The sequence below is a fragment of the Pseudomonas sp. IzPS59 genome, from assembly GCF_014863505.1.
Classification (GTDB): domain Bacteria; phylum Pseudomonadota; class Gammaproteobacteria; order Pseudomonadales; family Pseudomonadaceae; genus Aquipseudomonas; species Aquipseudomonas kribbensis.
Genome location: NZ_CP062251.1, coordinates 5426916 through 5441817, shown reverse-complemented (window position 1 = coordinate 5441817; position 14902 = coordinate 5426916). Strand labels below are relative to the sequence as shown.

Here is a 14902-nt window from a genome sequence, read left to right as displayed (position 1 = left end):
ATCTGCCCCGCCTGATTGTTAAGGAAGCCCGATGCCTGATCCTGTTGCTGCCAGCTTGCGTCTAGCGCCCGAAGCGCTGACCCGTCCGTTTTCCGCTGAACAGTTCAGCTTCACTACCACCAATGATCTGGAGCCCTTTCGCGGTGTGCTTGGCCAGGAACGTGCGGTCGAAGCCTTGCAGTTCGGTGTGGCCATGCCACGCCCCGGTTACAACGTATTCGTCATGGGCGAGCCCGGCACCGGCCGCTTCTCGTTCGTCAAACGCTACCTGAAGGCCGAAGGCAAACGCCTGCAGACCCCGGCGGACTGGGTCTACGTCAACAATTTCGACGAGCCGCGCGAACCCCGCGCCCTGGAACTGCCATCGGGCAGCGCCGCGGCGTTCATCGGCGATATCAACGGCTTGATCGACAATCTGCTGTCGACTTTTCCTGCGGTGTTCGAACACCCGTCCTACCAGCAGAAGAAGAGCGCTATCGACCGCGCCTTCAACCAGCGCTATGACAAGGCACTGGACGTCATCGAGCGTCTGGCCCTGGAAAAAGACGTCGCCCTGTACCGCGACAGCAGCAACATCGCCTTCACCCCGATGCTCGAAGGCAAGGCGCTGGACGAAGCCGAATTCGCCCAGTTGCCGGAGTCCGAGCGCGAACGTTTCCACGAGGACATTTCCGGCCTTGAAGAACGCCTGAACGAAGAACTCGCCAGCCTGCCGCAGTGGAAGCGCGAGTCGAGCAACCAACTGCGTCAGCTCAACGAAGAAACCATTACTCTGGCGTTGCAGCCTTTGCTCGCACCGCTGTCGGAGAAGTACGCGGAAAACGCCGCGGTCTGCGGTTACCTGCAAGCGGTTCAGGTCTATCTGCTGAAAACCGTGGTCGAGCAACTGGTGGACGACAGCAAGACCGACGCCGTTGCACGCAAGCTGCTGGAAGAACAATACGCGCCGAGCCTGGTGGTCGGCCATCCGGCCAGCGGCGGTGCGCCGGTGGTGTTCGAGCCGCATCCGACCTACGAAAACCTGTTCGGCCGCATCGAATACACCACCGATCAGGGCGCGCTCTACACCACGTATCGCCAGTTGCGTCCGGGGGCGTTGCACCGCGCCAACGGTGGTTTTCTGATCCTTGAAGCGGAAAAGATGCTCGGCGAGCCCTTCGTGTGGGATGCGCTCAAGCGCGCCCTGCAATCGCGCAAGCTGAAAATGGAATCGCCACTGGGCGAGATGGGCCGTTTCGCGACCGTGACGCTCAACCCGCAGTTCATTCCGTTGAATGTCAAAGTCATCATCATCGGTGCGCGTCAGCTGTATTACACGCTGCAGGACCTGGATCCGGACTTCCAGGAGATGTTCCGCGTCCTGGTGGATTTCGACGAAGACATCCCGATGGTCGACGAAAGCCTGGAACAGTTCGCCCAGTTGCTGAAAACCCGTACTTCGGAAGAAGGCATGGCGCCGTTGACCGCCGACGCGGTGGCGCGTCTGGCGACTTACAGCGCACGTCTGGCCGAACACCAGGGGCGCTTGTCGGCGCGGATCGGTGATCTGTTCCAGTTGGTCAGCGAGGCGGATTTCATTCGTCACCTGGCCAACGATGAAATGACCGACGCCGGCCACATCGAGCGCGCCCTGAAAGCCAAGGCTACCCGCACCGGACGTGTGTCGGCGCGGATTCTCGACGACATGCTGGCGGGGATCATCCTGATCGACACCGACGGCGCGGCGGTCGGCAAGTGCAACGGTTTGACGGTGCTGGAAGTGGGCGACTCGGCGTTCGGTGTGCCGGCGCGGATTTCCGCCACGGTGTACCCGGGTGGCAGCGGTATCGTCGACATCGAGCGCGAGGTCAACCTTGGCCAGCCGATTCACTCCAAGGGCGTGATGATTCTCACCGGGTATCTGGGCAGCCGTTACGCCCAGGAATTCCCGCTGGCGATTTCCGCAAGCATCGCTCTTGAGCAATCCTACGGTTATGTCGATGGCGACAGCGCATCGCTGGGCGAGGCCTGCACGTTGATTTCGGCCTTGTCGAAAACCCCGCTCAAGCAGTGCTTCGCGATCACCGGCTCGATCAACCAGTTCGGCGAAGTGCAGGCGGTGGGCGGGGTCAACGAGAAGATCGAAGGCTTCTTCCGCCTCTGCGAAGCGCGCGGGCTGACCGGCGAGCAAGGCGCGATCATTCCGCACGCCAACGTCGCCACGCTGATGCTCGACGAGAAAGTGCTGGCGGCGGTACGCGCCGGGCAGTTCCACGTTTACGCGGTGCGTCAGGCGGATGAAGCGCTGAGTCTGCTGGTGGGCGAGCCTGCCGGTGAGCCGAACGAGGAGGGCGAGTTCCCGGAAGGCAGCGTCAACGCGCGAGTGGTGGAACGTCTGCGAGTGATTGCCGAAATGATCAGCGAAGAAGACCTGAAAGAAGCCGAGAAGGAACTGGCGCAGGAGGCACTGGCCGAGGCCAAACCGGCGTAAGCCAGGCTGCAGTCAGAAAAATGGGAGCTTGTGCTCCCATTTTGTTTTGTCGCGAACGTCGGCAAATGTGCCATCACTCTGGCGTCAATATTCACACAATGACCATTCGGCGCCTTCTGGTTCTGCGCGGTTGGCGCGGCGGACTTTTCTTCTATTCTCAGCTCAAGGACATCGACAGTATCACGGGATCGAAACAGTCCTTCAGCAAGGGCTGAACACCGGCTTTACCGAGGGTCGCCGCCATGTCGCGCAACCTCTGCCTCACCCGTCAGTGCCTGGGTCTCGTGACCCGAATCGAATGCGCCATCAAGCCGTTGGCCGGCGATACCGGCATGTGGACTTTACTCTTCGCCGCCGGCATGGCCGGTGAACAACCTTCCGCCATCAAGGCCCAGGGCCCGTTCCACGGGCCGGTCGCCGCCGAATCGATCCTCGATACCATCGTCGAAAGCCTGACGATGCACGGCTACGAACTGGCCAATGATCCGCAGATCTGGTCCTTGCACCTGCAAGCCCAGTTGCGGCAGATCAACGGCGGGCGCGGACGCAATCTCGGCGTTTTCGATCATTAGTACCGATCAAGGCGCAGCGCCCTGGGTCTGCGCCTTCTCGAGCTTGACCTCAAAGCCGTACTGTACGGTGGCGAGGTCGGTTCGCTGATAGGTTTCCACCTGCGTCGGGCGGCCGTAGAAATAATGCACGCCGAACAGCGCCGGGCCTTCTGTGCTCGCGTCGTGGCTGACCGAAAGGATCTGTTTCAGGTAGTTGCCGCTGTCGTCCTTGACGAAGAAACGCCATTCGTTGGCCGGAAACAGTTTCAGGTCCACCACCAGTTCGTTGTTCCTGATTTCCAGGCCTTTTGGCAATGCCTTGGCTTCGTGGGACTGTTTCGCCACGGTGGCGAGGAACAGGGGCATCGAACCAACGGCCACTGCCGGGGTTTCCGGAAACAGGTTCAAGTCATACGTGATGGTCGCTTGCAGCGGATCCACCTGATACGCCTCGGCCGGCAATTCGATCGGCTCGTCGAGTTTGCCGTTGTGTTTTTCGGTGAAGAACGTCACCGGGCTTTCGCCGGGCGCCAGGTCGTCGCCCAGCAGTTCGTCATTGAAGGTCTTGCGGTGATCGAACTCGATGCGCGCGGCGCTGGGTTCTTCCACTGACTGGCGGATATGGATGCTTTTCTTCAGGTCGTCCTCGGTCAGTGAAGCACCCTTGAGCCAGTTGGGGGCCTGGTCGTCGTAGACGGTGATCGCCAGATCCAGCGGCTGCACGGCTTTCGCTGTGGTGTGCGAATCGAATTCGCGGATCGGCAGGTCCAGTGGCTTGCGGGTGACGGTCGCCTCGGAAAAGTCCAGCACGCTGACTTCAAGGGTGTCGATCGGGCCGTTGAAGTAAACCTTGTTGTAGCGGCGCGTATGCTGCTGTTCGAAGGTTCGCTGGTCGTCGTTCAGCTGTTTCTCGAGATCTTCGCTCCAGGCCTTTTGCTGTTGCAGGTGCGCCAGTTGTTTTTGATAGAAGGTGATCTGTTCGGGGCTCTCGTTGATGGCGCCGGCACGCACCAGATATTGCCCGGTCGTGTCGCGGGCCTGGACAATCAGCGGATTAAGCGGCGTGCTGGCGACTTCCTGGGCAAGCGGCAGGCTGTTGCTGAATTCGACTTCGGCGTAGTTCTTTTCCAGCTTCAGCAGTTTCACGCTGAGGTTGGCATCGGTCCGTGTCTGGCCGACGTCTTTTTTGCCCAGATCGAAACTGTGCAGGCGTTTTGGGGCGATGACTTCTACCTGCCCTTGCAGGCTTACGGGACGCGGCCGGGTTTTCTTGTCGACGTCCAGACCCTCGATGAACGGGTAGGTCACGGTCAGGTCATCGGGGTTGGTGACGTTGGAACTGGACGGGCTCAGCTGGATGCCCGGATCGGTTTCCGACCATTCGGGCTGGTAGGCGATCACCCGTTTGTTGCTCAGGGTTACCGATTGCCATTCCACGCCATGGGGGAAGAGGAACCCGCCCGGAATGTTGAGATTGAAAGGGAATACCGGCTGCAGGTCGGTCAGGTAATCGGAGCTGGCGTCCTTGTGCAGCACGAACAGGCCGTTGATGAAGGTATCGACCAGCGCTTGAGGCGTCGGGTAATGCTTGAGCACGCCGAGGGCGTCTTCGCCGTATTCGGTTCTGGGAGGTTTGTTGTCGAGACGTTGCTGTGCGCGCTCCAGCAGCAGCAGCGAGCCGCCGAGTTCGGTCACGGCATCCTTGAGTTTCGGGTCGGTGATGGCGTCCAGCGACTGTTCGAACTGCGCGGTCTTCTGTTCGAGGCTGAGCGGGTGTTTTTTTTCTTCACCGGGTGAGCAGCCTCCGACCGATAAGGCGAAGCAAATTCCGGCAGTCATTAACGGCAATCGCACATCCATTTCCAGTCGTCCTGTCCACTGTCGCTGGGCTGTCAATGGTTTGGACACTAGCAGAAAAACTTTGACACACACACGCAGGTGGCGGATTTTCGGGCGGTTTCTGGCTGTCATGGGGGGCTGGTATACTCGCCGCCGATTACAACCCCCCTTGTGTGAGAGTCAATGGAACGCTTTATCGAAAATGCAATGTACGCCACGCGCTGGCTGCTGGCGCCGATCTACATCGGGCTGTCCCTCGGGCTGCTGGCGCTGGCATTGAAATTCTTCCAGGAAGTGTTTCATGTCATTCCCAACGTGTTCTCCATGGCCGAGTCCGAGCTGATTCTGGTGCTGCTGTCGCTGATCGACATGGCGCTGGTCGGCGGCTTGCTGGTGATGGTGATGATTTCCGGCTACGAGAACTTCGTGTCCGAGCTGAACATCGACGAAGGCAAAGAGAAACTCAGCTGGCTGGGCACCATGGACTCCTCGTCGCTGAAGATGAAAGTGGCGGCGTCGATCGTGGCGATTTCTTCGATCCACCTGCTGCGGATCTTCATGGACGCCAAGAACGTCGATCCCCAGCATCTGATGTGGTACGTGATCATCCACATGACCTTCGTGGTCTCGGCGTTTGCCATGGGTTACCTGGACAAGCTCACCAAGCACTGATGAGTTGTCGAAAGCTGTAACAAAACCGCCCGTCTGTTGCGAAACAGACGGGCGGTGTCGTTTGTGGCTTGTGCTTTGACTCGCCGAGGCATATCCCTGTAGGCGTCCCGGCTCGCCACAGCGTGAGGTGCGTTCATGAACCTGCAAGAGTTGAATGCGTTTGCCATCGCCAGGAAGGTCGATGAGCTGAACCTGATCTCCATGGAGGGCGGAATCTACTTGCTCGAGGCGCGGATGCACGGCGCGGCGTACCCGTTGAGCGATCCCCAGGGCAAGATGCTGATGCTGCGTTCGGTGGAGCATGCCCGGGATGTCCTGCACAACTTTCCGGTGCTGCCGTTCAACCTCGTCCACACCTCGGTACACGACGAAATGTGCGGACTTGGTGCCAGTGCGGAAGAAAGCCTGAAAGTCCCGCTGGCCTGGCGCTCGGCACTGTAGGGCCGTGGGCCTGATCAATGGCGGAACATCTGTGCTAGTCTGCTCGCCCTTTTGGTTCCGGGCGCGCCGGGACGCGCTGTGCACGCACGGCATGTCCTGAGGCCGTCCGCACAGCGGAGCAGTGTCATGTCCGAAGTAAATCTGTCCACCGACGAAACCCGCGTCAGCTACGGTATCGGCCGTCAGCTGGGTGACCAGCTGCGCGACAACCCGCCACCGGGTGTCAGCCTGGACGCCATTCTGGCCGGTCTGACCGACGCATTCGCCGGCAAGCCAAGCCGTGTGGGTCAGGACGAATTGTCCGCCAGCTTCAAAGTGATCCGCGAAATCATGCAAGCCGAAGCCGCTGCCAAGGCTGAAGCCGCCGCTGGCGAAGGTCGTGCGTTCCTGGCTGAAAACGCCAAGAAAGACGGCATCACCACCCTGGCTTCCGGTCTGCAATTCGAAGTGCTGACTCAGGGCGAAGGCGCCAAGCCATCCCGTGAAGACACCGTGCGCACTCACTACCACGGCACGCTGATCGACGGCACCGTGTTCGACAGCTCCTACGAGCGTGGCCAGCCTGCTGAATTCCCGGTTGGCGGCGTGATCGCTGGCTGGACCGAAGCCCTGCAGCTGATGAATGCCGGCAGCAAATGGCGTCTGTACGTGCCGAGCGAACTGGCTTACGGCGCTCAAGGCGTTGGCAGCATCCCGCCGCACAGCGTTCTGGTGTTCGACGTCGAGCTGCTCGACGTTCTGTAATCCCGTTACCCTGCACAAGCGTGGCTTGTGCAGGGTTTCTCCACCGTTCTCATACTTCGATCTTGTGATGTAGCTCACTGGTCGGGCGCAACGCCCGGGCATAGCAGAACAGGAACAGATTGCGCACCAGCTCCTTGAGCACCATCGGTTCGCTGGAACTCAGGCCGCTGACGTCCAGATCGCCTTGATCCTGCAATTCATGCAGGGCTTCTTCTTCCAGTACCGCGCAGACTTCACCGGTTTCCCGATGCAGGATCCTGAGGTACGGGTGCGGGCGATCCAGCCAGGCGTCGATCAAATAAGTCATGGTTCTCATCTCCATTGAAAGGGTTTCAATGAGAATAATTCTTATTCGTCAAATAGCAAGCGCCTATTGGCGGTTCGCGATTTTTTATGGGTAAAGATTGCGTAAGGTCAAAACGGCTGGCGTTTGGCTATTGCGTGGTTTTGCTGGGGATAGCGGGGGAGGGCGAAGCTCCATCCCACGGCGGGCGCGGGATGGAGGACAGCAGACTCAGACTTTTCTGACAAACTCGGATTTGAGTTTCATCGGGCCGATGCCGTCGATCTTGCAGTCGATGTCGTGATCGCCATCGCACAGGCGGATGTTTTTCACCTTGGTACCGACCTTGACCACCAGCGAGGTGCCCTTGACCTTCAGGTCCTTGATCACGGTGATGGTGTCGCCGTCCTGCAGGATGTTACCGACCGAATCTTTCTTCACGGCATCATCGGACGCCACTTCGGCTTCGCCGCCGGCAGACCACTCGTGGGCACACTCCGGGCACACCAGTTGGGTGCCGTCTTCGTAGGTGTATTCGGAATTGCATTTCGGGCAGGGTGGCAACGTGCTCACTAAGGCTCCTTGGAGAGGGATCGCTAAAAGTCGCACATTGTATAGGGTTTTAACCGCGGATGGCAGGCAACAAAAAACCGCAGGCTCCGGCGGAGGCTGCGGTTTCTTGATGGTGCGGCGTTGATCAGTGCGTGCGGGCGACCGCGAACTCGCTCAGTTCAACCAGTGCATCGCGGTATTCGCTGGCAGGCAGCGCTTCGAGGCACTTGATCGCACGGGCCACATAATCGCGAGCCAGTTGCGCGGTGTATTCCAGCGAACCGGATGCTTCCACGGCAATGCGGATGCTTTCCAGGTCTTCGATCCCGCCTTTCTGGATCGCCTGGCGTACCAGTGCGGCCTGCTCTGGCGTGCCTTCGCGCATGGTGTAGATCAGCGGCAGGGTCGGCTTGCCTTCGGCCAGATCGTCACCGACGTTCTTGCCCAGGGTTTCGGCGTCGCCTTTGTAGTCGAGCAAGTCATCGACCAGCTGGAACGCCACGCCCAGGTGATCGCCGAAGGTGCGCAGGGCTTCGCTCTGCTCGGCGGTGGCACCGGCCAGCGCTGCGGCGCTGTGGGTCGAGGCTTCGAAGAGCATCGCGGTCTTGCCGCGGATGACTTCCATGTAGGTTTCTTCGGTGGTGCTGGCGTCACGGACCTTGGACAGCTGCAGCACTTCGCCTTCAGCGATGATGCGCGTGGCCTGGGACAGGATCTTCATCACCGGCATCGAACCCAGTTCGACCATCATTTCGAACGAGCGCGAGTACAGGAAATCGCCGACCAGCACGCTCGGGGCGTTGCCCCACATGGCGTTGGCGGTCGAGCGGCCACGGCGCATGCCGGACATGTCGACCACGTCGTCATGCAGCAGGGTGGCGGTGTGCAGAAATTCGATGGTGGCGGCCAGCAGACGCAAGTCGTCGCCTTCGCGACCGAGGGCCTTGCCGCACAGCAGCACTAATAAAGGACGCAGGCGTTTACCGCCGGCCGACGTGATGTAATCGCCGATTTTCGATACCAGCGGCACTCGGGAAGTCAGCTGCTTCTTGATGATGCCGTCGACGGCGCTAAAATCGTCCGCCACCGCGCGGTAGAAAGCTTGGGGTTGCATCAGCGACAGGTGCTCCAGAAGGGTTGCGCGGCATGCTAGGACCCACGTCCGGGCCTGTCAAGGCGCGATGGACGGCCCCTTGCATGAGTCTTGTAGCTTGCGTACAATCGCGCACCCTGAACTTCCTGGGCAGCACCTGCCTTACGCAATTGCACTTGGGCCGTTCCAGCCCCATGCAGCCATGCCAGCCAATACCTCTTCTTATAAAGAGCTGGGTGAGCAGGATTATCGGAGAAATACCATGTACGCAGTAATCGTTACCGGCGGTAAGCAATACAAGGTCGCTGAAGGTGAATACCTGAAGATCGAAAAACTGGAAGTCGCTACTGGCGAATCCGTGACTTTTGACCGCGTTCTGTTGGTCGCCAATGGCGACGACGTGAACATCGGCGCACCTGTTGTTGCTGGCGCAACCGTCAAGGCTGAAGTGATCTCCCAAGGTCGTCACGATAAAGTCCGCATCATCAAGTTCCGTCGCCGTAAGCACCACATGAAGCGTATGGGCCACCGCCAGTGGTTCACCGAGATCAAAATCACCGGTATTCAGGCTTAATTACAGCCTAATTCCTCACTAGGAGAATTGAACTCATGGCACACAAAAAAGCTGGTGGTAGTACCCGTAACGGTCGCGACTCAGAAGCCAAACGCCTTGGCGTGAAGATGTATGGCGGCCAGGTCATCAAGGCCGGCAACATCATCGTGCGTCAGCGCGGCACCCAATTCCACGCTGGCTACGGCGTTGGCATGGGTAAAGATCACACCCTCTTCGCGAAAATCGAAGGCGTGATCAAGTTTGAAGTAAAAGGCGCCTTCGGTCGTCGTTACGTGAGCGTTGTCGCAGCCTAACTGCGAGAGTGCTGGAGAAGCCCTGTCTTGCGACGGGGCTTTTTCGTTTGTGGGGTGAGTCTCTTGCAAAGCTGTTTGTATGGGCTGCCGGCGTGCGATGCAGGTCGTGGATTGGGGTCGCTGCGCTCATTTTTGCAAGAGTCTTATGTCTTGATTGTTTTTCGGCTCGTCCGTACGGCGAGAGGCGTTGGTTATGAAGTTTGTTGATGAAGTATCGATCCGCGTAAAGGCTGGTGACGGCGGCAATGGCTGCATGAGTTTCCGTCGGGAAAAATTCATTGAAAACGGCGGTCCGAACGGTGGTGACGGCGGCGACGGCGGGTCCATCTTCATGATGGCCGACGAAAACCTGAACACCCTGGTGGACTACCGTTACACCCGGCACTTCGATGCCGAGCGTGGCTCCAACGGTGGCAGTACCGACTGCACCGGCAAGAAGGGTGAAGATCTGGTTCTGCGCGTGCCGGTCGGCACCACGATCATTGACTCTGCAACCCAGGAAGTCATCGGCGACCTGACCAAGTCCGGTCAGAAGTTGATGGTGGTGCAGGGCGGCTGGCACGGTCTGGGCAACACCCGTTTCAAATCCAGTACCAACCGTGCGCCGCGTCAGACGACGCCGGGCAAGCCGGGCGAGCAGCGCGACCTGAAACTGGAAATGAAGGTTCTGGCTGACGTCGGTCTGCTGGGTCTGCCGAACGCCGGTAAAAGTACCTTTATCCGTTCCGTTTCGGCCGCCAAGCCGAAAGTCGCCGATTACCCGTTCACTACTCTGGTGCCAAACCTGGGTGTGGTCAGTGTCGACCGCTGGAAAAGCTTCGTCATTGCCGACATTCCGGGTCTGATCGAAGGTGCTTCCGACGGCGCCGGTCTCGGTATTCGTTTCCTCAAGCACCTGGCGCGTACCCGTCTGCTGCTGCACCTCGTGGACATGGCGCCACTGGACGAAAGCAGTGCGCCTGACGCCGCTGAAGTGATCGTCAACGAGCTGATCAAGTTCAGCCCGTCCCTGGCGGAGCGTGATCGCTGGCTGGTGCTGAACAAGTGCGACCAGATCCTTGAGGAAGAGCACGAAGAGCGCGTCAAGGAAATCGTTGAGCGTCTGCAGTGGGAAGGTCCGGTCTACGTGATCTCGGCCATTGCCAAAGAAGGCACCGAGCGCCTGACGCGCGACATCATGCGTTACCTGGAGGATCGTGCCGATCGCCTGGCCAACGACCCGGCCTACAAGGAAGAGCTGGCGGATCTCGATCAGCGCATCGAAGACGAGGCCCGTGCCCAGTTGCAGGCTTTGGACGACAAGCGTGCCCTGCGTCGCAGCGGCGTGAAGTCGGTCCACGACATCGGCGACGATGACTGGGACGAAGAAGATGTGGATGACGAAGACGGTCCGGAAATCATTTACGTGCGTGACTGATTCGTTGAAGTAAACTTAAGCGCCGCTCAATCGAGCGGCGTTTTGGTATCTGGAAATCGATTGTTGGTCGCGAGTAACCACGAATAACGTCACGGGCAGCGCTGGGTCGCGCTGTCCTCAAGCTAAGGTTGAAGATGATGCGGAGCAAGGTGACAGGTGCGCAGCGTTGGGTCGTGAAGATCGGCAGCGCTTTGCTGACAGCGGATGGCAAGGGTCTCGATCGCCAGGCGATGGGCGTCTGGGTCGAGCAGATGGTGGCTTTGCATGAGGCTGGCGTCGAGTTGGTGCTGGTGTCCTCCGGGGCGGTAGCGGCCGGCATGAGCCGTTTGGGCTGGACCGCACGACCCAGTGCGATGCACGAGCTCCAGGCCGCTGCTGCAATCGGTCAGATGGGGCTGGTGCAGGCCTGGGAGTCGAGCTTTGCCGAGCACGGCCGGCACACGGCGCAGATTCTTCTGACTCACGACGACCTGTCCGACCGCAAGCGCTACCTGAATGCCCGCAGCACCCTGCGTGCGCTGGTCGAGCTGAAAGTCATTCCGGTGATCAACGAAAACGACACCGTGGTTACCGACGAGATCCGTTTCGGCGACAACGACACGCTCGCTGCGTTGGTGGCCAACCTGGTCGAGGCTGATCTGCTGGTGATCCTGACGGATCGCGACGGCATGTTCGATGCTGATCCGCGCAACAACCCCGACGCGCAGCTGATTTACGAAGCGCGTGCCGATGATCCGACTCTGGATGCGGTGGCGGGTGGTACCGGTGGTGCGCTGGGTCGTGGCGGCATGCAGACCAAGTTGCGCGCGGCGCGTCTGGCGGCGCGTTCCGGTGCGCACACCATTATTGTCGGTGGGCGTCTGGAGCGGGTGCTGGATCGTCTGAAGGCGGGCGAGCGCATCGGTACGCTGCTGTCGCCTGAGCGCGGCATGCTGGCGGCGCGCAAGCAGTGGCTGGCCGGGCATCTTCAAACCCGTGGCACGCTGGTGCTGGATGACGGCGCGGTTTCTGCGTTGTCGGAAGGCCACAAGAGTCTGCTGCCGGTCGGCGTCAAACTGGTCCAGGGCAGCTTCCGTCGCGGTGAAATGGTGGTTTGCGTGGCGCCGGACGGTCGTGAAATCGCCCGTGGCCTGGCCAACTACAGCGCGCTGGAAGCACAAAAAATCATCGGTCAGTCGTCGGATGCGATTGTCGGTTTGCTGGGTTACATGGCTGAGCCGGAACTGGTTCACCGTGACAACCTGATTCTGGTCTGAGGAAAAGCGCAATGCGCATGGCAAAAGGATTGTTGGGCTTGGTGATGGCGTTGCCATTGCTGGCCTCGGCCGAGGAAATCGGCCAGGTGTCGACGGTGTTCAAGTTTGTCGGGCCGAATGACCGGATTGTGGTCGAGGCCTTCGATGATCCAAAGGTTGAGGGTGTAACCTGCTATCTGTCGCGCGCCAAAACGGGTGGCGTGAAGGGTGGCTTGGGTCTGGCCGAGGATCGTGCCGAGGCGTCCATTGCTTGTCGTCAGGTCGGTCCCATCAACTTCAAGGGTGAGTTGAAGGATGGCGAAGAGGTGTTCAAGGAGCGCACTTCGCTGGTGTTCAAGACCATGCAGGTTGTGCGTTTCCTCGACAAGAAGCGCAATACCCTGGTGTATCTGGTCTATAGCGATCGCCTGATCGAGGGCAGTCCGCAGAATGCGGTGACAGCGATTCCGATTCTGCCGTGGCGCTAAGCGTTGTCTGATCGAGGGCGGGCCATTCGGCTCGCCCTTTTTTGTTTCTCTCTGTTGATTGATGTGCTCGAGGCGCGAAGGGATTCGTATGCGTACGTTTTTATGGGTGTTGATGTTCTGTGGCCTGGTTTCTGTGCGCGTGCAGGCTGAGCCGTTTTATGCCGGCAAGCCATTGGTGCACCCGGTGATTGTGTCTCAGGAAAGTGGCGCGACGCTGGCATTTGTCCGCGAGGCGGCGGGCGTTGTGGGTTATGCGTGTATGTGTGAGGCGCCGGACGCTGTGCCGCAGGCGCTCGACAACTTTGCGGATGCGAGTATCGAGTCAGTGTTCTACGCCAGTCTTGATAGCGATATTCAGACGCTGATCGTGTTGTCCAAGGCTGGTGGGCGCTATGCGCTGAGCGGTTATCGATACAGTGAGCAATCGAGGCGGTATCGCAAGCTGGGCTCGCTGCAGCCGGTTCTGGATCGCATCGCGAACAATCAGAAAAAGCTCAATGCTGCGCTGGTGGTGCGCGAGCTGAACAAATTGCAACCCTACGATTATGGTTACGAGAAGGCGACCACCGGGATTCCCGAGTTCGATGCGGTTGATCCTACTGCAGGCGCGCTGGTGGGGGAGTTCAGTGCTGACGGCGTAGCGGCCTCGGAGGGTGGTGAGCCGTCAGAGGATGGGGTCTATCCCGCCTACAAGAAAACGTTTCTGCAGCGCGAGGGGCGTTGGCTGACGCTGACCTATGAGCGCACACCGATGGCGGAGGGCGAGTTGGCGCCGGGCTTTCGCGTAACGCGAATCACCTGGGAGTCTGATCCAAAGCGTTATGCGGGCTCTGAGGATGGGTTGCTGGTGCAGTTATGGGGTGATCGTGTGCTTGAGCGAGGCTTGATGGTTCAAGGCAAGAAAGCCGGAGACTGGATCGAGTTTGACGGCGCGGTCGCCGAGTCGAGAGGGGCTTACGCTAACGGTTTAAGGCAGGGCGCCTGGGTGATCGATGAGCGACATGGTGTTTCCGAGGGGGTGTTCGTCGATGGTTTGCGTGAGGGGCGTTGGGCGATCACTGCGTACGATCAAGATGAAGATCTGTCAGGATTCGACACCTATAAACACGATGTGCTGGATGGTCCGACAGAGCGGGTCAGGGGGAGTGAAGTGGTCGCGCGCGGCGAGTACCTGGATGGTCAGCCACACGGTCATTGGGTCAGTGGTGAGGGCGAGGGCGGTTATGTCTCGGGTGTCAGGGAGGGCGTTTGGGTCATGAGCGTCGGCGACGACCGCGTTCAAACCTTGTCATTCGTTGCCGGTAAAAAGGAGGGTGAACTGCGCGAAGTCGACGGTGCGGGTGTGTTGCGGTTATTGGAGCACTACAAGGCGGGTGCGCTTGATGGTTTGAGGGAAACCTATGCTGCGAACGGCAAGCTGACCTATTCGGCAACTTACGTGGCGGGGCAGATCAAGGGGCGTGCGCTGAGGTATTCCGATGATGGTGCGGTGCTGCTGTCTGATATTTCCTGGCTCTATGGAAATAGGGAGGGGCCGTTCCTTACTTTTCACGCCAATGGCCAGCCGGACAAGGTGGCGGTTTACGAAAAAGACGAGCCCATTGGTCATCTTCAGGGCTTCAATGAGGCGGGAGTGTTGGTCGAAGACAAGAATTACTGCCATGTAGTGGATGGAAAATACACGCGCATCCAGCCGTGCGGCCTGCAGCGTTATTTGCGCGGTGATGGAGTCGTCTACTACGAGGCGGACTACCTGTTCGGGGTCAGGCAGAGTTTGCGGCACGAGTCTTACGAAGGTCGAAAGATCGAAGAGGTGTTGCTGCTGGCGGATGATCGCGTGTTGCACAACGATTACTACCCCAATGGGCAGCTGAAGTGTTCCGAGCCGATGCAGGGCTATCGTTTGATCACCGTTGAGGGGCGTGAGTACAAAGATTATTCCTACGCGAAGCGTGACGGTGAAATGGTCTGTCATTACTCCACCGGAGTGGTTGAGCGTCGAATCAACTTCAAGGATGGCAAATTGATTGGCTGCTACACCGGTTACGATGAGTCGGGTGTGCAGAACTTTCCGCCGCCGGAAGGTTGTCCGCCGCCGAAACCGGTCGTGTTCAATTTTGGTGAGTAGGTTTGCTAGGGCGGGTGCGTATTCCTGATGGGGTGCGTACCTGCACTGCGGGGGGGGCTTTTATCGAACTCGTCAAATCGCAGGCAATAAAAAACCGACCCTGAGGTCGGTTTTTTAATGAT

Annotated in this window: 15 protein-coding genes; 11 read left to right on the top strand and 4 right to left on the bottom strand. The window is 59.3% G+C overall.

From position 1 onward, the window contains the following. The first annotated feature begins 31 nt into the window (after nucleotides 1-31). Both IF189_RS24405 and IF189_RS24400 read left to right on the top strand, forming a co-directional pair. Nucleotides 32-2470, top strand: a complete 2439-nt coding sequence (locus IF189_RS24405) for a Lon protease family protein (RefSeq protein WP_119430135.1) — start codon at nucleotides 32-34, stop codon at nucleotides 2468-2470. Nucleotides 2471-2712: 242 nt separating this feature from the next. After that, nucleotides 2713-3042 carry a hypothetical protein gene (locus tag IF189_RS24400; protein ID WP_085712201.1) on the top strand — a complete coding sequence of 110 codons (330 nt, stop codon included), beginning with the start codon at nucleotides 2713-2715 and terminating at the stop codon, nucleotides 3040-3042. Between the two features lie 6 nt (nucleotides 3043-3048). On the opposite strand, the gene IF189_RS24395 is transcribed toward IF189_RS24400, so the two are convergent. Next, nucleotides 3049-4881 carry a hypothetical protein gene (locus IF189_RS24395; protein ID WP_192552382.1) on the bottom strand — a complete coding sequence of 611 codons (1833 nt, stop codon included), beginning with the start codon at nucleotides 4879-4881 and terminating at the stop codon, nucleotides 3049-3051. A gap of 162 nt (nucleotides 4882-5043) precedes the next feature. Between IF189_RS24395 and IF189_RS24390 the strand changes: the two genes are divergently transcribed. The 3 genes from IF189_RS24390 (at nucleotide 5044) to IF189_RS24380 (ending at nucleotide 6717) form a co-directional block, all read left to right on the top strand. Continuing rightward, entirely contained in the window at nucleotides 5044-5532 is a 489-nt protein-coding gene (locus IF189_RS24390) for a TIGR00645 family protein (protein WP_065257512.1), read from the top strand. Nucleotides 5533-5667: 135 nt separating this feature from the next. Then, entirely contained in the window at nucleotides 5668-5973 is a 306-nt protein-coding gene (locus IF189_RS24385; protein ID WP_114885633.1) for a DUF6482 family protein, read from the top strand. Between the two features lie 126 nt (nucleotides 5974-6099). Then, a complete protein-coding gene (locus IF189_RS24380; RefSeq protein ID WP_096820860.1) occupies nucleotides 6100-6717 on the top strand; it encodes an FKBP-type peptidyl-prolyl cis-trans isomerase in 618 nt (205 codons plus the stop codon). 49 nt (nucleotides 6718-6766) lie between these two features. Here IF189_RS24380 and IF189_RS24375 read toward each other — a convergent pair whose 3' ends face one another. From IF189_RS24375 to IF189_RS24365, 3 genes are all read right to left on the bottom strand, one after another. After that, the gene (locus IF189_RS24375; protein ID WP_085712197.1) at nucleotides 6767-7024 is read right to left on the bottom strand and encodes a hypothetical protein; all 258 of its coding nucleotides are present in this window, start codon (nucleotides 7022-7024) and stop codon (nucleotides 6767-6769) included. A 207-nt stretch (nucleotides 7025-7231) separates the two neighbouring features. Continuing rightward, nucleotides 7232-7573, bottom strand: coding sequence for a zinc ribbon domain-containing protein YjdM (locus tag IF189_RS24370; RefSeq protein WP_134828160.1), 342 nt, complete (start codon nucleotides 7571-7573; stop codon nucleotides 7232-7234). Between the two features lie 124 nt (nucleotides 7574-7697). Beyond that, the gene (locus IF189_RS24365) at nucleotides 7698-8666 is read right to left on the bottom strand and encodes a polyprenyl synthetase family protein (protein WP_085712196.1); all 969 of its coding nucleotides are present in this window, start codon (nucleotides 8664-8666) and stop codon (nucleotides 7698-7700) included. A 241-nt stretch (nucleotides 8667-8907) separates the two neighbouring features. Between IF189_RS24365 and rplU the strand changes: the two genes are divergently transcribed. From rplU to IF189_RS24335, 6 genes are all read left to right on the top strand, one after another. Beyond that, nucleotides 8908-9219, top strand: a complete 312-nt coding sequence (gene rplU, locus IF189_RS24360; RefSeq protein WP_003228361.1) for a 50S ribosomal protein L21 — start codon at nucleotides 8908-8910, stop codon at nucleotides 9217-9219. A gap of 35 nt (nucleotides 9220-9254) precedes the next feature. Continuing rightward, nucleotides 9255-9512 carry a 50S ribosomal protein L27 gene (gene rpmA / locus IF189_RS24355; RefSeq protein WP_003228360.1) on the top strand — a complete coding sequence of 86 codons (258 nt, stop codon included), beginning with the start codon at nucleotides 9255-9257 and terminating at the stop codon, nucleotides 9510-9512. Between the two features lie 193 nt (nucleotides 9513-9705). Next, nucleotides 9706-10929 carry an Obg family GTPase CgtA gene (gene cgtA / locus IF189_RS24350; RefSeq protein WP_085712195.1) on the top strand — a complete coding sequence of 408 codons (1224 nt, stop codon included), beginning with the start codon at nucleotides 9706-9708 and terminating at the stop codon, nucleotides 10927-10929. A 137-nt stretch (nucleotides 10930-11066) separates the two neighbouring features. Next, complete coding sequence (gene proB, locus IF189_RS24345) at nucleotides 11067-12185, top strand: glutamate 5-kinase (RefSeq protein WP_192553606.1); 1119 nt, start codon at nucleotides 11067-11069, stop codon at nucleotides 12183-12185. Nucleotides 12186-12196: 11 nt separating this feature from the next. Next, nucleotides 12197-12652, top strand: coding sequence for a CreA family protein (locus IF189_RS24340; RefSeq protein ID WP_192552381.1), 456 nt, complete (start codon nucleotides 12197-12199; stop codon nucleotides 12650-12652). Nucleotides 12653-12740: 88 nt separating this feature from the next. Continuing rightward, nucleotides 12741-14780 carry a toxin-antitoxin system YwqK family antitoxin gene (locus IF189_RS24335; protein ID WP_134828158.1) on the top strand — a complete coding sequence of 680 codons (2040 nt, stop codon included), beginning with the start codon at nucleotides 12741-12743 and terminating at the stop codon, nucleotides 14778-14780. Nucleotides 14781-14902 lie beyond the last annotated feature (122 nt).